The organism is Cupriavidus sp. 05N40, assembly GCF_056397305.1.
Genome location: NZ_JBFTND010000215.1, coordinates 1 through 21,817, shown reverse-complemented (window position 1 = coordinate 21,817; position 21,817 = coordinate 1). Strand labels below are relative to the sequence as shown.

Sequence of the window (21,817 nt, the reverse complement as noted above, 5' to 3'; positions counted from 1 at the left end):
ATACCGAAGAGGGTGTCGGCCAGCAGGCGGCCATGGGCGGATGCGGCCTGGCACAGCGCGGGCGGCAACTCGCACATCTCGGGCCGGAAGGCGCCCACCGCGGCAATGAAATGGTCGTCGCGCCACAGGCCGCTGTCGAGGTCAGGCAGCACCGGCACGAGGCTCGAAGTCACGGTGACCACCATCGACACGCGCGCCAGCACGCTGCGCACGTCGTCCACCACCTGCGCCTCGGTCCCCAGCGTGCGGGCGTGCGCGGCCAGCGCCTGCGCCTTGGCGGGCGTGCGCGAATGCAGCCACACCCGGCGCGGCGCCAGGCCCGCGACAAAGGCTTCGAGATGCGTCTCGGCCTGCACGCCGGCGCCGATGATCAGCAACTCGCCATCGGGGCGCGGCGCGAACTGCTGGGCGGCAAGCAGCGATACCGCCGCGGTGCGCCGCCCGGTCACGGTGGGCCCGTCCAGCAGCGCCAGCCGCTGGCCGCTGTGCGCATCGGCCACCACCACTTCACCGAGGATGCTGGGCAGGCCGCGCGACGGATTGCCCGGGTGCACGGTGATGTTCTTGGTCATCACCAGCTCGCGGTTGCGCGCCGGCATCACCAGCAGCGTGCCCGCACCGTTTTCGGCGTCGCCGACCGGCAGCGCGATGCGCGGCGGCGCCACGGCGGTACCGGCGCGCAGCTCGGCCAGCATGTCGGCGATGGCGCGCGCCAGTTCCGGGTAAGGCAGGCGGGCGGCGGTCTGGGCGGCGTCGAGCAGGGCGAGGGACACGGCGAATGGCTCCGGAGGCGGTTTGCGATGGCGGATTATCCGCGATCTCCGTCAACGGCCCGCCGCCGGCCTGTCCTGCCCCTGCCTGCCCCACCCTGCCCGGCTACTGCGCGCTCAGCGTGCCAGCAGCGACATGGCCTGCTCCGGATAGCGCGAACCTGCCGCTGCGTCCGGCGGGAACACGGCGTCGATGGCCGCCAGGTCCGCCGCGCCGAGTTTCACGGCCAGAGCCCCCAGGTTGTCGTCCAGGTTTGCCACGCGGCGCGTGCCGGGAATCGGCAACAGATCCTCGCCCTGCGCCAGCACCCAGGCCAGCGCCAGCTGCGCCGGCGTGCATCCCTTGCCGTGCGCGATCTCCTTCACCTTGTCCGCCAGCGCAAGGTTGCGCGCGAAGTTCTCGCCCACGAAGCGCGGGCTGGTGCGGCGATAGTCGTCCGCCGCGAAATCGTCCGGGCTGCGCAGCGCACCCGTGAGGAAGCCGCGGCCGAGCGGGCTGTACGGCACGAACGCAATGCCCAGCCGCCGGCAGGTGCCGAGGATGCCCTGCTCGCCGCCCGCCTCCACGTCGCGCGTCCACAGCGAGAATTCGCTCTGCAATGCTGCGATGGGATGCACCTTGTGCGCGCGTTCCAGCGTCTGCGCGCCGGCCTCGGACAGGCCAAGCCAGCGCACCTTGCCCGCCGCCACCAGGTCGGCCATCGCACCCACGGTCTCCTCGATGGGCACCTGCGGGTCCACGCGATGCTGGTAATACAGGTCGATGTGGTCCACGCCAAGCCGTTTCAGGCTGGCATCGCAACTGGCACGCACGTACTCGGGACGGCCATCGACGCCGCGCGCGACCGGATTGGCCTGATCCCGCACGATGCCGAACTTGGTGGCCAGCACCACGCCGTCGCGGCGATCGGCAATGGCGCGCCCGACCAGGCTYTCGTTGGTATGCGGGCCGTAGATATCGGCGGTATCGATCAGGTTGACGCCGCGCGCCAGCGCATGGTGGATGGTGCGGATGGATTCGGCGTCGTCATGCGCGCCGTAGAACTCGCTCATGCCCATGCAGCCGAGGCCGAGCGGAAAAATCTCCGGGCCGTGGCGGCCCAGCTTGCGTAGTGCGGTCATGCCGACTCCTGGAAAGACGTTGGCGAAACAGCGGGACTGCCGCGCCGGCCGGCACGCGCAGCCTTGCAGCATATGCCTGTTTGGCGGCCGCCGCCGGTGCCCGCTCAGCCGCGCGCTGCGGGCCCCTTCGCCACCGCGCCGCGCACCTCGATGCCGATGCGGTCCACTATCTTGCCGTTGCCGTCGAGCAGTTCCACCTGATGCCGGCCCGGCCATGGCAGCCACGCCAGTTGCGCACCGCGCCCGAGCGGCTTGCCGTCGATGCGCCAGCGCACGCGCGGCGCCGCCTGCCCGCCCGCGCCTTCGGCATGGAACCACACGCGCTGCGCCTGCGGCGGGATATCGGGATCGAGCGCGAACACGGTGCCGTCGGCAGGGCTGGCGATGGCGGCGACGCCATCCTGCGCGGCGGCCCCGGCCTTCGCCACCGGCCGCGCACCGGCCATCTCGACCACGCGCATGGCCGTGCCCGCGAGGAACACTTCCTCGCGCGCCGGCTCGAGATCGCCGGCAAAACGCAGCGCCACGCGCTCCACGCCCGCGGGCATGGCCGGCGCCGCGCTCGGTACCGAGCGATGCAGCGCTTCCATGATGTCGTGCCACACGGGCGCCGCGCCGGAAACGCCCGATACCTCGTGCATGCTCGCGCCGCTGGCGTTGCCGACCCACACGCCCACCGTATAGCGCTGCGACCATCCGATGCACCAGTTGTCGCGCATGTCCTTCGAGGTGCCGGTCTTCACCGCGGTCCAGAAGCGCGTGGTGAGAGGGCTGTCGAGGCCGAACGTGCGCGCCCGCGCGTGACGGTCCGACAGCACGTCGGCGATCAGGTAGCTCGCCGCCGGCGACATCACCGCGCGCGCGGGCGCCGCCGGCGCATCCGCGCGCATCCGCACCGCGCCGTAGCTGCCGCCGTTGGCCAGGGCGCGATACGCATTGGCCAGCGCCAGCAGCGGCACGTCGGCGCTGCCCAGCGCCAGGCTGTAGCCGTAATAGTCGCCTGCCTGCGGCAAGGGCAGGCCCAGCGCGGTGAGGCGCTGGTGAAAACGGTGCGGCGTCACCATCACCAGCGTGYGCACCGCGGGCACGTTGAGCGACGAAGCCAGCGCCGCCCGCATGCTGACCCAGCCAGCGTAGCGGCCGTCGTAGTTCTGCGGCACGTAGAGGCCGCCACCGCCGCCGGTGGGCAGGTTGACGGGCCGGTCGTCGAGCAGCGACGCCGGCGTCAGCCTGCGCGTCTCCAGCGCCTGTTCATAGAGGAAGGGCTTGAGCGTGGAGCCGGCCTGGCGCGGCGCCGCCGCGTGGTCCACCTGGGCGGCGCCGGACAGCACGCCGGACGAGCCCACGTAGGCCAGCACATCGCCGCTCGCGTTGTCGATCACCACCACCGCGCCGTCTTCCACGTTGCGCCCGGCGAGCTCGCGCAGCTGGCGCCCCAGGCTGCCCGCCGCGATGCGCTGCAGGCCAGCGTCGAGCGTGGACGTGATCGACGGCGGCAGCGTGCCCCCCGCGGCCCCCATGCGCACCTGCGCCCTCGCCTGCGCCACCAGCAGGCGCGCCAGGTGCGGCGCAAGGTCCTGGCCGAGGGTCGCGGCCTGCGCGCCGGCCGCGCCCGGCCCGCTGCGCAGCAGGGTCAGTTGCGCGAAGCCGTCCAGCCCTTCGCAGGCTTGCGGCAACTGCTGCTCGCGCAAGATGCCGCACGCACGTTGCGCGACCTGCCCGGCGCGTGCGTTGGGCGCACGCACCAGCGCCACCGCCAGCGCGGCTTCGCGCGCGTCGAGCCCGCTGGGATATTTGCCGAACAGCGTCTGCGACAAGGCGGAAAGACCGACCATTTCACCGCGGAACGGCACCAGGTTGAGATAGGCCTCGAGGATCTGCTCCTTGCTCCAGCTGCGCTCCAGCGCGGCGGCGCGCATGGCCTGCGCCATCTTCTGGCCCACGTCGCGCCCGCTGCCGGCGCGGCGCAGGTCGTCGTCGAGYAGGCCGGCCAGCTGCATGGTCAGCGTGGACGCGCCGCGCGTGCGCGTGTTCCAGAGATTGGCCCATGCCGCCGCAGCCACGCCCTGCCAGTCCACGCCGCTGTGCGCATAGAAGCGCCGGTCCTCGGACAGCACGATGGCGGAGYGCACCGCCGGCGACATATCGGCCAGCGTGACCCAGTCGCCGCGCCGCGCGCGGAAATCATCGCGCACGCGGGACAGCGGCGCGCCGTGGCGGTCGAGCACGATCACATCCGCGCTGCGCCATCCCGCACGCACGCTGTCGAACGACGGCAACGCACCGGCACCGGCAGCACCGCCTGCGCACACCATGCAGGCGGCGACGAATACGGCGCGCAGCATCGGCTTCACTTGCCCCGCCCCGCCACCACGCCCGCCACCAGCAGCACCTGCGCCACCGCGTAGGTCCACCAGATGCCAAGCGCGAAAGTATCGAAAGGGACCAGGAAGCGCGCGCTGCCGATCAGCGCATCGGAAATGGTGAAGCACAGCGCGCCGATGGCGGCCAGCGGCGTGGGCAGCTTCGCCACCATGGCGGCGCAGGCCATGGCAGACAGTGCCGTGACATAGAGGCAGACGGGCACCACCAACGCGCCGAGGTTGGGCCAGAAGCGCAGGAGCATGGCCAGCGCCGCGCCCAGCACCAGGCCGCAGCCGACCAGGCGGTGCGCGCGCCAGTCGCCGGCCATCGGCACGAACAGGCCAAGGTAGGCGAGGTGCGCCAGCAGGAAGGCGCCGAGCCCGCCGATGAACGAGACCGACAACCACGGCATCGCCAGGAGGAAATCACCGATCGCCGAGAACAGCAGCGCCGCCATCAGCCAGCGCCGCTCGCGCCGCGCCGGGTGGTAGCGCGCGGCGCGCGCCAGCATCAGCGCCATCGCCGTCTTCCAGAGCGGCTGGAAGACGATCTGTCCGTTGAGCGGCGCGCCGGGCTGCGCATCCATCGCCACCGTGACCAGCAGGCCGCCATAGACCACGCCGGCCATGGTGCCGGCCAGCCACCACTCGCGCACGCGCGCGGGCATCATCATTGCAAGCCAGCTCACGGGCGCGCTCCTACGATCATCCTGGCATTGGGCTGGGCGCCGAAGACATCGGGCGCATACATCGCCTCCACGCGCGTGGGCGGCAGCGCGAACTCGCCCGCGTTGTTCAGGCGCACCGTGTATTCGACCGTGGCGTTGCCGCGCGGCAGGTAGGCGTAATACTCGCGGTAGGCCTGCTGCGTGCGCTCGGTGAAGGCGGGCCACGCGCCCTTGCGCCGCTCGCCGCGCGTGGCGATCTCCGAATCGCGCCCGAGGCCACTGCCGAGGATGGTCGCGCCCGCGGGTAACGGATCGCTCACCACCACCCAGGTCATGTCGGCCTGCGCGTCGATCTGCAGCTTCACGCGGTARGTGTCGCCGCGCGACCACTTGCCCGCCACCGCCTGCTCCACCGCCGTCACGCTGCGCGTGATGCGGTAGCCCGCCGACAGCGGCGCGGACAGCGGCACCGCCGCCAGCGCGCGCACCGTGGCCCATGGCCTGCCCGCGCCCTGCTGGTCGGCCTGCAAGGTGGCCGTGCCTTCCTTCGGCCACGGCAGGTTCATGCTGCCGCCCGCCACGCCATCGCGACTGGCCGCGCGCGCCCAGTCGAACGTGCGCGCGGCATCGGGCACGCCTTCCAGCGTGACGCGCGTGCTGCCGGCGACCGGCGTCTTCTCGAAGGCCTGCGCGAAGCGCGCGATGGCCAGCGAGCCCCAGGCGTTGGCGGTGGTGGTACCCCACGCGCCGCGCACCTGGCGGCCAAGCAGGCCGGTGGCAAGCTGCGCCGCCTCGTCCTTCCAGCCCGGCAGGTCGAGCGACAGCGACAGCAGCCGCGCGGCATTGAGATCCGCGCCGCTCATCAGCCACCACCAGTTGTCGTCGCGCTCCGTGGAGAACGCCAGCCGCGTGCCCTGCACCGTCAGCCGTGCGCGCAGGATCTGCTGCGCCTGCGCGAGCCGCTCCTCGCGCTGGGGAATTTCCTGCACGCGGCCGAGCAATGCGATCCAGTCGAGCAGCGCCGAGGTGGGCCATTGCTGCGGCAGGATCTGGATCGAGCCGAGCATGCGCGCCTGCGCGTGGCCGCTGCGCGAAAGCGCTTCTAGCGCGGCCAGCTTGCGCACTTCCAGGTCCTGCGTGGGCGCCCAGCGGTCGCGCTTGATGCGGCCCTCGACGAAGGCCGTCAGCCCGCGCTCCATGCGCGCACGGGTCTCGTCGGGCAAGCGCAGCGGCAGGCCAGCGCGTACCGCTTCGTCGGACATCGCCAGCAGATAGGCCGTGAGCACTTCGCTGCCGGCGGCGGCGTCGTTCTGCAGCGGGAAATACGCCGCCAGGCCATCGTTGTCTAGATAGCCCGGCAGTTGCGCGGTGAGCGCATCCCACTGCGCCGCATCGCCCAGCCCCACCGCGCGCGAGGCCCGCTGCTCCAGGCAAGAGAACGGATAGTTGCGGAACCACTCTCGCACGCCCGGCATGCCGCCCGCCAGCGACGATTGCAGGCTGACCTGCAGGCCGCCGCGCGGCAGGCCCGCGGCATCGGCCAGCGCGCCTTGCGGTGCGCGCACCGGTACCGACAGGGTCGGCGCGAGCTGCGCCATGGTGGCCTGCTGCACCGCCAGCGGTACTGCCGGCACCAGTTGCTGGCTGAGCTTGATGCGGTCGGCGGCAAGGGCCGCGCCACCGCCCTTTGCCTGTTCGCTGGCTTCCACCTCCCACTGCACCGTGCCCTGCTGCGCAAGCCCGCCCGCCGGCATCAGCGGCGCGCTCACGTCCCAGCCGATCTCGCGCGATGCGCCGGCGGGAATCTCCACCGTCTGCGCCGGCAGCGCCTGCCCCTGCGCGGCCTGCTGGGCGGACTGCAGCGGCGCGCTCACGCGCGCCACCGCCTGCACCGTCATCGCGCGCTGCGTGGTATTGCGCAGCGTGAACATGGCGCGATAGCGGTCTTCCTCGCGCACCAGCGGCGGCAGGCCTGAGATCAGTTGCAGGTCCTGCGTGGCGGCGACGGTGGCGCTGCCGCTGCCGAAACGGCCGATGCCCAGGTCGGCCACGGCGACGATGCGAAAACGCGTCAGCGAATCGTTCAGCGGCACGGCCAGCGTGGCGCGTCCCGCGCCATCGAGCTGCACGCGCGGATTCCACAGCAACAGCGTATCGAACAGCTCGCGCGTGGGACTCTTGCCGCCGCCCCCGCCGGCCGGCACCGCCTTGCGGCCATAGTGCCGGCGCCCGATGATCTCCATCTGCGCGGTGGCGGTCTCCACGCCGTAGCTGCGCCTGCGCAGCATGGCGTCGAGCAGGTCCCAGCTGGTGTTTGGCATCAGCTCGAGCAGGGCCTCGTCCACCGCGGCCAGCGCCACTTCGCCGTTGGCGGCGGGCTTGCCGTCGGGCAGCGTGACCTGCACCACGACCTGCGCCTTCGCGCGCACGGGATAGCTGGCCTTGTCCGGCGTCACCTTCACATCGAGYCGGTAGCCTTCGTTGCCGACGCGGATCTCCGCCAGGCCGAGGCGGAAGGCTGGCTTGGCCAGGTCGACCAGCGTGCTGGGCGCCACGTACTCGCGTCCTTCGCTGCGAAAGGCCTGCCACCATTCGAGCGGCTGGCGCCAGCCCCACGTGAAGAGGGAATACCACGGCACCTCGCGCAAGCGCCCGCGCAACGCCAGCACCGATACGTACACGTTTGGCCCCCACTCCGGCCTGACCTTGACGCGCACCGTCGGATCGCGGCCGTTCAACTCGACCACGCTGCTCTCCAGCACGCCTTCGCGCTCCACCGTGACCAGCGCCGTGGCGTGACGGAACGGCATGCGCACCTGGAATACCGCGGTTTCGCCCGGCGCGTAGGCCTTCTTTTCCGGCAGCAGGTCGATGCGGTCGTTGTTCTCGCCGCCGAACCACAACTCGCCCTGGCGCGTCACCCATACCGTGGTGGCGGCCTGCGACACGCGCCCGGCGTTGTCCCTGGCCTGCGCCACCAGTTCGACTTCGCCGGCCTCCGGCAAGGACACTTCGCATTGCATGCGGCCCTGCGCATCGCTGCGGCCTTCGCAGATGCTGCCGAGGTCCCTGGTCTGGCTGCTGTTGTCGTAGCGGTAGAAGCCGCCCACCACGCGCTTGCGCACCGAGGTGGTGGTGCGCAGCAGCGCGCGCACGGCGATCGGCGCATTGGCCTGCGGGCGGCCCTGCGTATCGAGCGCGAGGCCATGCACGACCAGCTTCTGCTTCACCGACACCCAGTTCTCGGTGCGGATGCCCGCCACCACGGCCGCAGGCCACAGTGGCACGCTCTGGCGCAGCGTCTGGATCTCGCCGTTGGGATCGGCAAAGCCGGACTCCACCACCATGACCTTGGGCGCGTCCACGCGCGGCAGGTTCTTGAGCGTAAGCGCCCCGCCGCCGTTCTTGTCGAGCCTGAGGGGCAGCTTGTCGGCCACCAGCGTCTGCGCATCGTCACGCGCCGCGCTGCTCTCCTCGCTCTCGTCCTCGTCGCCGCTGTATTCCGTGCCGCCCTTGCGCTGCGCGCGCGGCGCGGCGAAGGCGTAGCCCGGGTAATCGCCGAAGCTCACGGCCTTGTCGCGCAGCAGTGCCGACACCTGCACCGGCAGGCCCGCCGCGCCGCCACCGGACACGTAGTGCACTTCGAGGTTGAGCGGCACCTCGGCCGGCGCCACCAGCGCGCCGCCGCTGCCGGCCTTGAGCGTGCCGGCCAGCACCGGCAGGCGGAACGCCTCCACGCGGAAGCTGCCGCTGTCGAGCACGCGCTCGCGCGCGTCCTGGAATGACACCGCATAGACACCGAGTTTCGCCGCCGGCGGAATCGCGAACACGCTTTCCGCGCTGCGCCCTCCGGTGGCGGTAGTGCGCCACTGCACCGCCTGCTCGTAGGTCTGCCCGCTGCCCTCGTGGCGGATCACCAGTTTCTCCGGCACGCCATCGTTGCCGGACGGCAGCGCGAAGCCGGCGGCGGTCTCGGTGCGGATCAGGTGCTTCATCGACACGGTCTCGCCGGCGCGCAGCAAGGTGCGGTCGAAGATGGTGGCCACGCGCACGTCCGGCGTGGCGCTGGTGTCGGTGGGCACGTTGAAGCGCCARCTCTCGATGCCCTGGTTCCAGTCGGACATCACGAAGGCCATGTCGGCCTGGCCGCGCGCCTGCGGGTGGTCAGCACCAATGCGCGCCGAGACGAAGTAGCCCGACAGCGCGGTGTCGCTGCACTCGCGTTCGCGCACGTCGTCCACCGCGCCGAAGCTGGCCACGCCGGCGGCATCGGTGCGCACCGAGCCCAGCAGGCGGCCGCTGCAGTCGCGCAGCGCCACCGCGGCATCGGCCACGGGCTTGCCGTCGTCGAGCGTGGTGACCCACGCCAGCGCGGTCATCTTGCCGGGGCCGCGCGCCAGCTTGAAATGCACGCCGAGATTGGTCACCAGCGCGGCGGTGCGCACATACATCGGCGTGTTGCGGCCGAGCAGCGCCTGCCCCAGCATCGGCGAGGCGATCTCGACCACATGGAAGCCCGCTTCGGGCAATGGAATGCCGACCACCTCGAACGGACGCGGCGCCTTGCCGCCGGGCTCGGCGAGTTGCGGTATGGCGAGCTTGCGCGCGCCGGGCACACCGTCGAGCAACGATACGGAGCGGGTCTCGATGGAGGGCGCGTTGCGCGGGTTGCTGACATCGGCAGGCGAATGGCCGGCCAGGATGGCGTGCAAACGGCGGCGCGAAGCTGACGCTGCTGACCGGCGCATCGCGCGCCGCGCGGGGCTCGAATTGCGGCGCACGCGGCCCCTTGGGCGTATTGAGCAGGATATGCTCGGCGTCCTTGCGCGAGACCGGCGCGGAGAACGACACGGAGACCGGCCGCAGCGGCGTGCAGGGCGACTGCGCGCGTTCACGCTCGCACGAGAAGCTGGCCCTGAAGGGTTCGCGCACGGTGTAGTCGAAGCGCCGTTCCTCGCGCGTGGCAAGGCCCGATGGCGTGGCGATGCCCTTGCCCAGCACCAGCTGCATGCGGGCGCCGGCCGGCAGGCGCTGCTGGCAGGCCAGCAGATGCACGGTATCGGCCTGGTCGGGCTTGAGTTTCCAGCGCAGCGCGGCCAGCACGGCCTCGCGTTCCTTGCCGGCAAGCAGGCGCACGGGGATGCGCTCGCCCAGGCCTTGCGCCTGGCACCACGCGGCGGCGCGCACGGAGTCCGGCGTGGCCGCGCCGTTGAAGCGCAGCGCGAAGACCTGTTCTTCCTCGATCTCGCCACCGCCCGGGCGCGCCGACACCACGCTGGGCCCGCCGGTCTCGAAGCGGTATTCCGGCTTGCCCGCATAGGCCTTGCCGGCCTCGCTCTTGAGGCCGGGCGCCATGCGCAGCGAGCATTTCACGCCGGGCGGCAGGTCGCGCAGGAAATCGAAGACCCAGTTCCGTGCATCGACCCAGCGCGCCTGGCCCTCGACGGCCGCGCCGCTGCAGGACAGGATGGCGGGGGGTGCGGCCTGCGCATCGCCCAGCGGCACCATGGCCTCGTCGAAGCGGATCGCCACCTGCCGCACGCGGGACACCTCGCCCTCGGGCGCGAAGCGGACCACCTGCGCGGCCTGGGCCATGCCGGGCAGCGCGGCGAGCATGGCCGTTGCCACCGCGCCCCGCAGGCAGGCCATGAGAGCACGCCCGCGCCTTGCGCGCTTGCCAATCCGAGCGACGATCTGCGTCATCCTGTCCTCATCCGTTTACGGCTCCGGGCGAGGGTGACATGCGCCGATGGCAAGTGCAAGCCCGCGCACGCGGGCGCGGCGCCGGCGCGGCATCGGCGCGACAGCGCGCCGCGCTAGCGCAGGTGCGACAGCGGCAGCGGCCCGTCGCGCTTGAGCGCGGTCAGCACGATGTTGGAGCGCACGCTCTCCACGCCCGGCACGCGCATGAGCTTCTTCATGGTGAATTCGGCCAGYGTGGGCAGGTCCGGCACCATGATGCGCAGCAGGTAGTCCGCCTCGCCCGCCACCGAGTAACACTCCTGCACTTCCTCGAGCAACAGGATGTCTTCGCGGAAGCGCTCGATGATGGTGTCGCCGTGATGCGCCAGCTTGACGCTGGTGAAGACCTGCACGCCAAGCCCGAGCAGCGGCGGCGACAGCACTACGCGGTAGCCGGTGATGACGCCGTCGGCTTCCAGCCGCGCCAGGCGCCGCCCGATCTGGCTGGGCGACAGGTGGATGCGTTCGGCGAGTTGCTGGTGGGTGGAGCGGCCGTCGGTCTGCAGGGCCGCCAGCAGTGCCAGGTCGAAGGGGTCTAGATTGAGCATGATGGGTTCGCCCGGGAAGCGTGACTTGTCATGAGCGGCGCGGGGCAGACGGGGCTGGCAATGCACACGCGCATATTTCCCGCAAACAATACCAAAATTCTGCGTGTTCCGCGCGCCATCAGACGAAAACAGGCCCATTTTGCGGACCATCTGCGGCATCTCCTGGCTAAACTGTGCGGCAAATCTGCAGGAGATACGACATGATGGAAGCCACCGCAAGCCGCCAGCCACGCGATAGCCAGTCCGACGCGCAACCCGGCTTTGCCGGCACGCTGACCGACAAGCTCAGGGAGCAGTTCGACGCCGGCCTGCTGTCGGGCCAGACGCTGCGCGACGATTTCACCATCGAGCAGCCGCTGGAGCGCTATACCGACACGGACCACGCGGTATGGCGCAAGCTGTACGAGCGCCAGGCCTCGATGCTGCGCGGGCGCGTCTGCGACGAATTCCTGCAGGGCCTGTCCACGCTGGGCATGGAACGCGACCGCGTGCCCAGCTTCGCGCAGCTCAATGAAACCCTGATGCGCGCCACCGGCTGGCAGGTCGTGGCCGTGCCCGGCCTGGTGCCCGACGCGGTGTTCTTCGAGCACCTGGCCAACCGCCGCTTTCCGGCCAGCTGGTGGATGCGCAAGCCAGAACAGCTCGACTACCTGCAGGAGCCGGACTGCTTCCACGATGTGTTCGGCCACGTGCCGCTGCTGATCAACCCGGTCTTCGCCAATTACATGGAGGCCTACGGCAAGGGCGGTCTCAAGGCCGCGTCGCTCGACGCGCTGGACATGCTGGCCCGGCTGTACTGGTACACGGTGGAATTCGGCCTGATCCGCACGCCGGCCGGGCTGCGCATCTACGGCGCGGGCATCCTGTCGAGCCAGGGCGAATCGATCTACAGCCTGGATTCGGCCAGCCCCAACCGCGTCGGCTTCGATGTGCGCCGCATCATGCGCACGCGCTACCGCATCGACACCTTCCAGAAGACCTATTTCGTGATCGACAGCTTCGAACAGCTGTTCGACGCCACGCGGCCGGACTTCGCGCCGCTCTACGAATCCCTGCGCGCGCTGCCGACGCTTGGCGCCGGCGACGTGGTCCCCGGCGACCTCGTGCTCAACCGCGGCACCCGCGAAGGCTGGGCCGACAGCGACGACGTCTGAGCGCGCGGCGCTTGTTGCGCTCCCTGCGTTTTCACCGGCGCGCGCCCGCCCGGACACTTTGTGGAACAATGGCTGCATGCCCGCCGCGCCGCCCGCCGCAACCAGGCCGGACAGCGCGGCGGGCGGGCCGGTATTCCGCTCAGCTTCTTTTCCTCCATACCATCTAGCCCCCATCATGTCCCTCGTGCCCCTCACCCAGGAACAACGCGCACCGCTGCTTGCCAGCCTGCCCGGCTGGCAAGCCGTCGAGGACCGCGACGCGATCCACAAGCGTTTCACCTTTGCCGATTTCAACGCCGCCTTCGCCTTCATGACGCGCGTCGCGCTGGCCGCGGAAAAGGCAGACCATCACCCCGAATGGTTCAACGTCTACAACCGCGTCGATATCACGCTGTCGACCCATGATGCCAATGGCCTGACCCAGCGCGACATCGACCTGGCCGGATTCATCGAGCGCGCGGCGGCCTCGCTGGGCAAGAAATGAGGGGCGGACTGTAGGGAAACCGAAAGGTCGGTGTCGGTCGCCGCCTGTACAATTGGCGGCTCCTGCTTCTCTCCCGGACCCTCCCTGCAGCCATGCGTATCCTTCTGATCGAGGACGATCGCCAGATCGCCAGTGGCGTCGAAGCCGGCCTGTCCCAGGCCGGCCATCAGGTGCGCGTGGTGCACGATGGCGTCYACGCCACCGAGCACCTGCTGCGCGAACAGCACGACCTGGTCATCCTCGACCTCGGACTGCCCGGCATCGACGGCATGACGCTGCTGGCGCGCTACCGCGCCCGCAACCGCACCACGCCGGTCATCATCCTCACTGCGCGCGACGAACTCGAAGACAAGCTCTCCGGGCTGAACGCGGGCGCCGACGATTACCTAGTCAAGCCCTTCGCGCTGCCTGAGCTGGAAGCGCGCGTGCGCGTGCTGCTGCGGCGCAGCCAGCACGGCGAGGCCGCTCCCGAGCGCGACGTGCGCCTGGGCCGGCTGCGCCTGTCGGGCAATGACCGCCGCATGTTCATCGACGGCAAGCCGCTGGAACTGTCGCCGCGCGAGTTCGCCGTGCTGGAGTTGCTGCTGCAGCGGCAGGGCCGTGTGGTCAGCAAGGCACAGCTGCAGGACCACCTTGCCACGTTCGCGCATCCGGCCGGCGAAGGCGGCGACACTGTCGGCGACACCGCCATCGAAGTCTATGTGCACCGCGTGCGCAAGAAGCTGGAGGAAAGCGACGTGGAGATCGTCACCGTGCGCGGCTTCGGCTACCTGCTGCAGATCCGCGCCAGCGCCTGACGCTGCGCAGCGCGAGCAAGCCCGCCATGTGGCCGCGTCCACGCCCCCCCAAGCCGCCGCAGGCCACCGGCGCTGCCACCAAAGCCACAGAGCGCGCTCCCGGCCCGGCCGCGCGCGCCGCGTCCACGCAAAGCCTGCGCGTGCACCTGCTGCGCGCGCTGGCCACGCCGCTGTTCGCGCTGGTGCTGACCAGCGGCTCGCTGTCCTACTGGCTGGCGGCCCACTACACCACGCAGGTGTTCGACCGCGCGCTGTACGGGGTGGCCAACAATATCGCCCAGCAGATCCGGATTGCCGGCCCGCGGCTCGAGCAGGACATCCCCATGATCGCGCAGACGCTGGTCGAGGCCGAAGGCACTGATCGCATCTACTGGCGCATCCATGGTCCCGATGGCCTGATCGGCGGCATGGACACCTGGCTGGGCTACGGCACCGGCCAGACCTCGCTGCACGATGCGCGCCTGTTCTATGCGTGGTTCAGCGGGCGCCAGGTGCGTGCGGTGCGCCTGCCGGTCAACCTGCCCAGCCCGGCATCGGACGAGCTGGCCACCAGCGAGGCCGGGCGCGTGCCGCGCGGACCGGTGGTGGTGGAAGTGGCCGAACTGCTGGACCGGCGCGAGACCGCCGCCAACGAGATCCTGCTCTCGGTGTCGGTGCCGCTGATCCTGCTGCTGGTGGTGGGCAGCCTGATCCTCTCGCACGTGCTCAAGGAAGAGCTGGTGCCGCTGCAGATCCTGACCGACAAGCTCAACCGGCAGACCGCGCGGTCGCTGGCGCCGCTCGATGAAACCCAGGTGCCGGCCGAAGTGGAGCCGCTGATCCGCGCGCTCAATGCGCTGCTGGCCAGGCTGCGTGATGCGCTGGACGCGCAGCGCAAGTTCATCGCCGACGCCGCGCACCAGTTGCGCACGCCGCTCACGGCGGTCAAGCTGCACGCCGACCGCGCCGTGCAATCGGACGATCCGGAGGTAACCGGCCACGCGCTGCGCGAGCTGCAGGCGGCGGCCGACCGCGCCGTGCGGTTGTCGAACCAGCTGCTCTCGCTGGCGCGCGCGGAGCCGGGGCTGTCGCTGGAGCGGCTCGGGCCGATCGAGCATTTCGACCTGGCCTCGCTCGCCTTCGAGACCGGCGCCGAGTGGGTGCCGCAGGCGCTCTCGCGCCAGATCGACCTGGGCTTCGAGACCCTGCCCGGCCCCACCTTCACCGGCGCGGCGCCATCCACGGTGCGCGGCAACCGCCTCCTGATGCGCGAAGCGCTCAGCAACCTGATCGACAATGCCGTCAAGTACGTGCCGTCGGGCGGGCGCATCACCGTGCGCGCCGGCGGCGAGGCACTAGGCCATCGCGGCATGGCGGTGGTGATGGTGGAAGACAACGGCCCCGGCATCGCCCTGGCACGCCGCGAGGAAGTCTTCAAGCGCTTCTTCCGCGGCGACCACACGCCCGAGGGCAACGCGCCGGCGCAAGCGCCCGGCGGTGCCGGCCTGGGCCTGGCCATCGTGCACGAGATCATCGGCTTGCATCACGGCACCATCCGCATCGAGGATGTGCCGCCCGCCACCCCCGGCGCCGAGACGCGCGGAATGCGGTTCGTCATCCGCATTCCGTGCGAGGCGGCCGGCACCGCATGAGGCTGCCGTGCCCTGCCCGGCCCTGAGGCCTAGCGCTTCTTCTTTTCCTTCGGCGCCAGCATGGTGCCGCGGCATTGCGGGCTGCCGCAGCGGCACTCGAATTCCTTCTTGAGCTTCTTGGTGTAGCGCGCGTCGATCACCAGGCCGTAGTCATAGAACAACTCTTCGCCGGCGGCGATGTCGCGCAGCGCGTGGACGAACACGCGGCCCTTCTTCTCGCGCGCCTCGCAGTTGGGCTCGCAGGCATGGTTGATCCAGCGCGCGCGGTTACCGCCGAACTTGGCGTCGATCACGTCGCCGTCTTCCAGGCTGAAATAGAAGGTGTGGTTGGGATCGTCCGGATCGTGCGGATGGCGCTCGAGCGCTTCCTTCCACGAAATATGCTCGCCCTTGTACTCGATGACGCGTTCGCCCTCGGCGATCGGCGCAATCGCATAGACGCCCTTGCCGTGCACGCCTGAGCGGCGCACTTCGACGCGGTCGGAAGCGGTCTTGCGCTTGCCGGCCTTTGCCTTCTTCTTGCCTTGCCCGGCTTCCTTCCCGGCTGCCGCCGCGTCAGCCGTTCCTTCCGTACCCTGCCTTGCGTCCCCGCTTTGCAGCTCCGCACCGCTCCGCTTCACCTGTTCCACCATTTGCCATCCCAAAGTGATCCGCCGGCCTGCCACCCCACGTGGCTGCGCGCTGGCGATGATACCTGCGCCCCATGGCGGCGGCATCCCCTTCCACGGCAAATGTCGGTATACGGCAGCGCCATGCGACACCGCCGTATACCCGGGTCGGCCAGGTATACGGAATGGCGTCAGGCCAAGGCTGACGTATACGTCAGCCCGACCCGCGCCTGCGCACGGGGAAACCACCGCGCCGCCGACGACGTAAACGGGCGCCCAAGGTCAACAAGGCATGTGGATAAGCCCGCAAAAATCTGTGGATAAGAACGCGTGATTCATGTGGGCTGCCTGGGGTTGAGATGGGGACGCATCAGGCATAAGTCGGAGGCTTGCGTTTACCGCCTCGGCCGGAAGGCGGAGTCATCCACGCCGGCCAACATGGCGTTCCAGCACTTCTACTTTCTGTAAACCGTTGATTTACATGACGTTAACGGTGTTATCCACAGAAAGGCGCGACGTTTACCTACTACTACTATCTGTATACATGAAAGAAAGATGTAAACAGAAAGGACTGCGTCCGGCCGCCGGGAACAGACAGGGCTGGCAGGAAAACCAAATGAACCGGAAGCCGCTTTTCACATGGCTTCTTTTTTGAGCAGCCTGTGATTGACGGCTGCGGCGTATACGCTCGCGATGTATACGCCGCCAACAAAGGGCCGAGCCCGGGACGCTGGCGCCACGTATACGCACCCGAAGATGGCCGGGGATACGCAGGTGCAGGTGCAGCCGCAGGGCGGCACCCAAGGCTGGCATTCGCGGCGCGAATATGACTGTTTTCACCATGCACGATAGTGCAGGCCGCCCCGCCGGGTCGCCGGCCATCGCGGTTTCGGCGCCCCGCCGGCAGAACGGTGCGATCGGCATCCTTTCCCTAGCCAGACGGAGTCCGGCCGGCCAGGCCGCCCTTGCAGCGCGCCAGGCACGCTATGCGGGTCCCAGGCGCTCCGGAGAGGCCTGGGCGGGCCTGGGGGCCGTATACGCGTCTCGATGGTGATGGGGGGCGCCTGAGGGGCTCTGCGAGCGTTCAGGAGGCCCCTGACGCCGTTTTTTCCTTCCGTATGCCCTGCGGGACGCCTCGCAGCCGTGCTTCGCCTGGGGCGTTCTCCCGGTCCGTCGTGGTCATTCCGGAGCCCGGCCGTTGCCTTCAAAGCCCCAGCCGGCGCGGCCTGGCGCGGGATACGCTGTAACAATCTGTTCCCGGTCAGCCTTGCCCGACACGGTATGATGTGGCCCGCGGCGCCTTTGCCAGGGCCGGCGCCCAGCGTGCCGGTCCGGTCGGGCGTCCCTGTTTTATCAACTCGAGACGGAGTGAAGCATGACGAAAACCGAACTGATCGACGCCATCGCGGCCGGCGTGGACGGCCTGACCAAGGCCAAGGCTGAACAAGCGTTGAATGTGACGCTGGGCGCCATCATGGACGCCGTCGCCAAGGGCGACACGCTGAGCCTGATCGGCTTTGGCACCTTCAGCCAGGGTGAACGCGGCGAACGCATGGCGCGCAACCCGCGCACCGGCGAAGAAATCAAGGTCGAAGCCGCCAAGACTGTCAAGTTCAAGGCCGGCCAGAAGTTCAAGGATGCTGTGAACCAGTGAGCATCAATGTCCCGCAGGCAGCCCTCGTGCCGGCCTCGCAGGAACAACCCCGCCGTGTCGCCGCCAGCTGCCGCCTGGCGCGGGCGAGCGCCAGGCGGGGGGCGTTATCCACAATATCGGCGCACTGGTTATCCTGACGCTTCGCGGTATACGCCGCACCCTTCCTCCAGCCCGGTAAGATGGTGTCCTATCGGCGCCTTCCCTCAATAAATACAAGGGCCTAGGGCGTCCTGCCGTGTAGGGACCCGCATGGAACCCAGATCGCCGCCAGGCAGATTTCCACAGTTTTATTCACAGCGTTTCCCACAAAATTTTCCACAGGCGCGCCGGCTTGGACTGAGCGTGCTGGTGACACTCGCGCTGCTCGGCGGTTGCACCACGCCATCGCAGCCGGCCCGCCCGCAGGCGGTGCCGTTGCCCGACACCGAACGGCCGTCTACCACGCCCGGCGCCAGCCAGCGCCAGCGCATCGTCGAGATCGCCTGGCAGGAGTGGCAGCGCTGGGGTGGCCAGACCGTGCGGCTGGGCCGCGACGACACATCCTGCGTGGCCGACAGCCCTCTTCCGGCGCCGGTAGTGCCCGGCATGCCCGCCCCGCCGGCAGACGCAGCGGCGGGTACGGATGCCCCCGACATGGCGAGCCGTTCGGCCGACCGTGAGGATGACCGCGACGAAGACGACAGCGGCGGGCCGAGCTGCCTGCGTTTTCCCGACGGCACCGGCATGGAGGCCACCGCGCAGGGCTGCAAGCTGGCGCAGCGCTACTGGGGCATCGTCGGCAAGGCGGTCACGTGCCGGCAGATCACGCAGGGAAGCTGGGCCTGGTCGGCGGTCTTCATCTCGTGGGTGATGCGCAAGGCGGGCCTGGACGAGCGCCAGTTCCTCACCGGCGATTCGCATTCGATGTACGTGGTGGATGCGCGCGACGGCATCCTGCCCGCGCCGGCCTTCCGCATCGAACCGGTGCCCGCCATGCCCCGGCCGGGCGATGTGATCTGCGCAGGACGCGGAGCCGACAAATACCTGGCCAGTGCCGCGGATATCGGCTTCGGCACCACGCCGATGCATTGCGATATCGTCGTGGAGGTAGATCCGGCCGCGCGCCTGGTCAAGGCCATCGGCGGCAACGTGCAGCAATCGGTTTCGATGGAGCTGATCGAGCTGGGCGACTCCGGCATGATCGACAGCGCCACCAATTCGCACATGCCGTGGGTGCTGATCATGCGCAATACCCTGCCGTAAGCCCTGCTTGACCGGCCCCGCAAAATCATTAACATGGTAATTAATCGGGCCGGCAACCAGGGTGCCGCGACCCGACCCCACCCTGGCAGTACCGGGCAAGCGCGCGCATCGACGCCGCACGACACGCAGAGGAGACCTGCATGGCTGTCGCCAACATTCATCCCATGGAATGGGAGGCCCGCGTCAAGCTGGCCGCCTGCTACCGCATCTTCGACCGGCTCGGCTGGACCGAATTGATCTACAACCACATCACGCTGCGCCTGCCGCCCGAGGCGGGCGGCGATCCGGCCAGGCCGCATTTCCTGATCAATCCCTTCGGGCTGCGCTATGCGGAGGTGACTGCCTCCAACCTGGTCAAGATCGGCCTGGACGGCCAGGTGGTCGGCGAGAGCGCGTGGCCGGTCAATCCGGCGGGCTTTACCGTGCACGCGGCCATCCACGCCGGCATCGAGGGTGCGCATTGCGTGATGCACACCCACACCACGGCCGGCATGGCAGTGGCCTGCTCGGCGCAGGGCCTGTCGATGAGCAACTTCTACGCCGCCCAGCTGTTCGGCAAGGTCGCCTACCATCCCTTTGAAGGCATCACCGTGCATGAGGACGAAGGGCCGCGCCTGGTGCGCAATATCGGTGACAGGCCGGCCGTGATCCTGCGCAACCACGGGCTGCTGGCGTGGGGCGACAGCATCGCACGTACCTTCTCCACGCTATGGCTGCTCAACCGCGCCTGCGAGATCCAGATGGCCACGCTGGCCATGGGCGATGCGCTGGCGGTGCCGGAGGAGATCCAGCGCAAGTGCACGCGCGATTCGCTCCAGTTCAATCCCGCGTTCGGCGCCGGCGAGGATGTTTTCGCCGCGCTGACGCGGGAAATCGACCGTATCGATGTGTCTTATCAATCTTAGTTTGCGTTCATTCTTCCCGAGAATGATTCTGGCAATCACCAGAGAGGCAACACAGCCATGACTTCCATCTGCATCGTCGGCGCCGGCGCCGTTGGCGGCTTTATCGGCGCCAGGCTGGCCCGCTCCGGCCAGCCCATTCATGTGCTGGCGCGCGGCCAGACGCTGGCCACATTGCGCGAACGGGGCCTGACGCTGATCGAGGGCGAGCGCACGGATACTTTCCGCGTGCGCGCCGAGGGCGATTCCGCAGCACTCGGTACGCAGGATGTGGTCATCCTGGCGGTCAAGGCACCCGCGCTGCCAGCGCTGGCCCAGACCATCGGGCCGCTGATCGGCCCGGGCACGGTGGTGGTGACGGCGATGAACGGCGTGCCGTGGTGGTTCTTCGAGCGGCCGGGCCAGTTCTCGGGCTTGTCCCTGCATGCGGTGGACCCGGGCGGCGTCATCGCGCGCGCCATCCCGGCGGCGCAGGTGATCGGCTGCGTGGTGCACCTCACTGCGTCCTCGCCGGCGCCGGCCACGGTCCGCCATGGTTTTGGCGCGCGGCTGATCCTCGGTGCCGCGGGCGGCGCAACCAGCCCGGCCGGCGCGCGGCTGGAGATGCTCGCGGACGTGCTCATGCGCGGCGGCCTGGAAGTGGAGCGTAGCGCCGCCATCCAGCAGGACATCTGGTTCAAGCTGTGGGGCAATATGACGATGAACCCGGTGTCCGTGCTGACCGGGGCCACGTGCGACCGCATTCTCGACGATCCGCTGGTCAATCGATTTTGCCTGGCCGTGATGGAGGAAGCCGGCCGCGTGGGCGCCGCCATCGGCTGTCCGATCGCCCAGAGCGGGGAAGAGCGCAGCCAGGTCACGCGCAAGCTGGGCGCCTTCAAGACGTCGATGCTGCAGGATGCCGAGGCCGGGCGTCCGCTGGAGATCGACGCGCTGGTGGCCTCCGTGTGCGAGATTGCCGGGCATGTCGGCATCGCCACGCCGAATATCGATGCGCTGCTTGGCCTGGTGCGGCTCCATGCGCAGGTCAAGGGGCTCTATCCGGCGGGGTAGGGTTGCATGTCATTCCCACCAAGAATGACATGATTGAATAGACGAGCTGCTTGATAAATGCGGCGAATGAAATGGGCAGTGAATCGAACTGGATACGGCCTTTCGCCTCATCGACCTATCGCGGAATACGCCAAAAGCATCGCCGCGACAAATAATTGATCAATTCTGATCGCCTGATTCATTGATAGCGCGAATCATTGCCGGGGCGCGCAGAACGCGCCCTGCCCTTCAGCTTCCCGCCACGGCGGCAACCCGGCGCCTGCCCGCGAGGATGCCCTCCACCGCATAGACCGCCAGCGAGATCCAGATCAGCGCATAGCCGGCCTGCTTGCTGGCCGGGAACGGCTCGTGCCACAACCACACTCCCAGCAACAGTTGCAGCGTCGGGCCGGTGTATTGCAGCAGCCCGAGCAGGGAAAGCGGGATGCGCCGGGCGCCGGCGGCGAACAGCAGCAGCGGCACCGCGGTCACCGGGCCGGCCAGCAGCGCCAGCAGTTGCACGCCGCCCGCGGCATGGCTGAAGCCGGCCTGCCCGCTGACAAACAGGTAGGCCAGCGAGGTGGCCGCCAGCGGGAACAGCAACAGTGTCTCGAGCGAGAGGCCTTCGAGCGCGCCCAGCGTCGCGGTCTTGCGCAGCAGCCCGTAGCCGCCGAAGGTGCCGGCAAGCGCCAGGGCGATCCAGGGCAGCTGCCCGGCGGCCACGGTCAGCCACAGCACGCCGGCCGCCGCGATGGCGATCGAGAGCCACTGGACGGGCCGCAGCCGCTCGTGCAGGAACAGCACGCCCAGCAGCACATTGAACAGCGGATTGATGAAGTAGCCCAGGCTGGCGTCAACCACCCGCCCGTTGGAGACCGACCAGATGTAGAGGAACCAGTTGCCGCTCAGTAGCAGCGCGCTGGCCACGAAGCCGGCCAGCAGGCGCGGGTTTGACCACACGCCGCGCAGCCAGCCCCAATGGCGGCGCCAGGCCAGCACCAGGCCCAGGAAGACCAGCGACCACACCATCCGGTGCAGCAGGATCTCCATCGGCGCGATGCCGTGCAGGGATTTGATATAGAGCGGCAGCAGGCCCCAGA

17 protein-coding genes are annotated in these 21,817 nt (G+C 69.4%); 9 read left to right on the top strand and 8 right to left on the bottom strand.

The window, feature by feature from the left end; all coding sequences use genetic code 11:
• The 5 genes from AC1DO7_RS34125 to AC1DO7_RS34105 all read right to left on the bottom strand — a co-directional run.
• Positions 1-773: delta(1)-pyrroline-2-carboxylate reductase family protein (locus tag AC1DO7_RS34125; protein ID WP_477117104.1), on the bottom strand; the 773-nt coding region annotated here is incomplete at its 3' end.
• A gap of 114 nt (positions 774-887) precedes the next feature.
• The gene (locus AC1DO7_RS34120) at positions 888-1,892 is read right to left on the bottom strand and encodes an aldo/keto reductase (protein ID WP_441612857.1); all 1,005 of its coding nucleotides are present in this window, start codon (positions 1,890-1,892) and stop codon (positions 888-890) included.
• Between the two features lie 104 nt (positions 1,893-1,996).
• Positions 1,997-4,237: a penicillin-binding protein 1C gene (gene pbpC / locus AC1DO7_RS34115; RefSeq protein ID WP_477117103.1), complete on the bottom strand. Its 2,241-nt coding sequence runs from the start codon at positions 4,235-4,237 to the stop codon at positions 1,997-1,999.
• A gap of 5 nt (positions 4,238-4,242) precedes the next feature.
• Entirely contained in the window at positions 4,243-4,944 is a 702-nt protein-coding gene (locus AC1DO7_RS34110; protein ID WP_441612855.1) for a lysoplasmalogenase, read from the bottom strand.
• On the bottom strand, positions 4,941-9,635 hold the full coding sequence (locus AC1DO7_RS34105; protein ID WP_477117102.1) for an alpha-2-macroglobulin family protein: 4,695 nt from the start codon (positions 9,633-9,635) through the stop codon (positions 4,941-4,943). Before AC1DO7_RS34105 ends, AC1DO7_RS34110 begins: the two co-directional genes overlap by 4 nt.
• Here AC1DO7_RS34105 and AC1DO7_RS34100 point away from each other — a divergent pair.
• Entirely contained in the window at positions 9,571-10,743 is a 1,173-nt protein-coding gene (locus tag AC1DO7_RS34100) for a hypothetical protein (RefSeq protein WP_477117101.1), read from the top strand. The genes AC1DO7_RS34105 and AC1DO7_RS34100 overlap by 65 nt on opposite strands.
• On the opposite strand, the gene AC1DO7_RS34095 is transcribed toward AC1DO7_RS34100, so the two are convergent.
• On the bottom strand, positions 10,740-11,213 hold the full coding sequence (locus tag AC1DO7_RS34095) for an Lrp/AsnC family transcriptional regulator (RefSeq protein WP_441612853.1): 474 nt from the start codon (positions 11,211-11,213) through the stop codon (positions 10,740-10,742). The two genes, AC1DO7_RS34100 and AC1DO7_RS34095, sit on opposite strands and share 4 nt — an antisense overlap.
• A gap of 203 nt (positions 11,214-11,416) precedes the next feature.
• Here AC1DO7_RS34095 and phhA point away from each other — a divergent pair, with 203 nt between their 5' ends.
• The 4 genes from phhA to AC1DO7_RS34075 all read left to right on the top strand — a co-directional run bounded on the left by phhA (position 11,417) and on the right by AC1DO7_RS34075 (position 15,279).
• Positions 11,417-12,367: a phenylalanine 4-monooxygenase gene (gene phhA, locus AC1DO7_RS34090; RefSeq protein ID WP_441613048.1), complete on the top strand. Its 951-nt coding sequence runs from the start codon at positions 11,417-11,419 to the stop codon at positions 12,365-12,367.
• Positions 12,368-12,542: 175 nt separating this feature from the next.
• On the top strand, positions 12,543-12,851 hold the full coding sequence (locus tag AC1DO7_RS34085; protein WP_441612852.1) for a 4a-hydroxytetrahydrobiopterin dehydratase: 309 nt from the start codon (positions 12,543-12,545) through the stop codon (positions 12,849-12,851).
• 92 nt (positions 12,852-12,943) lie between these two features.
• Complete coding sequence (locus AC1DO7_RS34080; protein WP_477117100.1) at positions 12,944-13,648, top strand: response regulator transcription factor; 705 nt, start codon at positions 12,944-12,946, stop codon at positions 13,646-13,648.
• 26 nt (positions 13,649-13,674) lie between these two features.
• Positions 13,675-15,279, top strand: coding sequence for a sensor histidine kinase (locus tag AC1DO7_RS34075; RefSeq protein ID WP_441612850.1), 1,605 nt, complete (start codon positions 13,675-13,677; stop codon positions 15,277-15,279).
• A 29-nt stretch (positions 15,280-15,308) separates the two neighbouring features.
• Here AC1DO7_RS34075 and AC1DO7_RS34070 read toward each other — a convergent pair whose 3' ends face one another.
• The gene (locus AC1DO7_RS34070; RefSeq protein WP_441612849.1) at positions 15,309-15,911 is read right to left on the bottom strand and encodes an SET domain-containing protein; all 603 of its coding nucleotides are present in this window, start codon (positions 15,909-15,911) and stop codon (positions 15,309-15,311) included.
• Positions 15,912-17,262: 1,351 nt separating this feature from the next.
• Between AC1DO7_RS34070 and AC1DO7_RS34065 the strand changes: the two genes are divergently transcribed.
• From AC1DO7_RS34065 to AC1DO7_RS34050, 4 genes are all read left to right on the top strand, one after another.
• Positions 17,263-17,541, top strand: a complete 279-nt coding sequence (locus AC1DO7_RS34065; RefSeq protein WP_017227089.1) for an HU family DNA-binding protein — start codon at positions 17,263-17,265, stop codon at positions 17,539-17,541.
• Between the two features lie 249 nt (positions 17,542-17,790).
• Positions 17,791-18,783: a DUF2272 domain-containing protein gene (locus tag AC1DO7_RS34060; RefSeq protein WP_441612848.1), complete on the top strand. Its 993-nt coding sequence runs from the start codon at positions 17,791-17,793 to the stop codon at positions 18,781-18,783.
• 107 nt (positions 18,784-18,890) lie between these two features.
• Positions 18,891-19,688 (top strand): class II aldolase/adducin family protein, encoded by a 798-nt coding sequence (locus tag AC1DO7_RS34055; RefSeq protein ID WP_441613047.1) that lies wholly within the window; start codon positions 18,891-18,893, stop codon positions 19,686-19,688.
• A 57-nt stretch (positions 19,689-19,745) separates the two neighbouring features.
• Complete coding sequence (locus tag AC1DO7_RS34050; protein WP_441612847.1) at positions 19,746-20,738, top strand: 2-dehydropantoate 2-reductase; 993 nt, start codon at positions 19,746-19,748, stop codon at positions 20,736-20,738.
• 228 nt (positions 20,739-20,966) lie between these two features.
• Here the strand turns inward: AC1DO7_RS34050 and rarD are convergent.
• A partial coding sequence (gene rarD / locus AC1DO7_RS34045; protein ID WP_477117099.1) for an EamA family transporter RarD occupies positions 20,967-21,817 on the bottom strand: 851 nt, incomplete at its 5' end.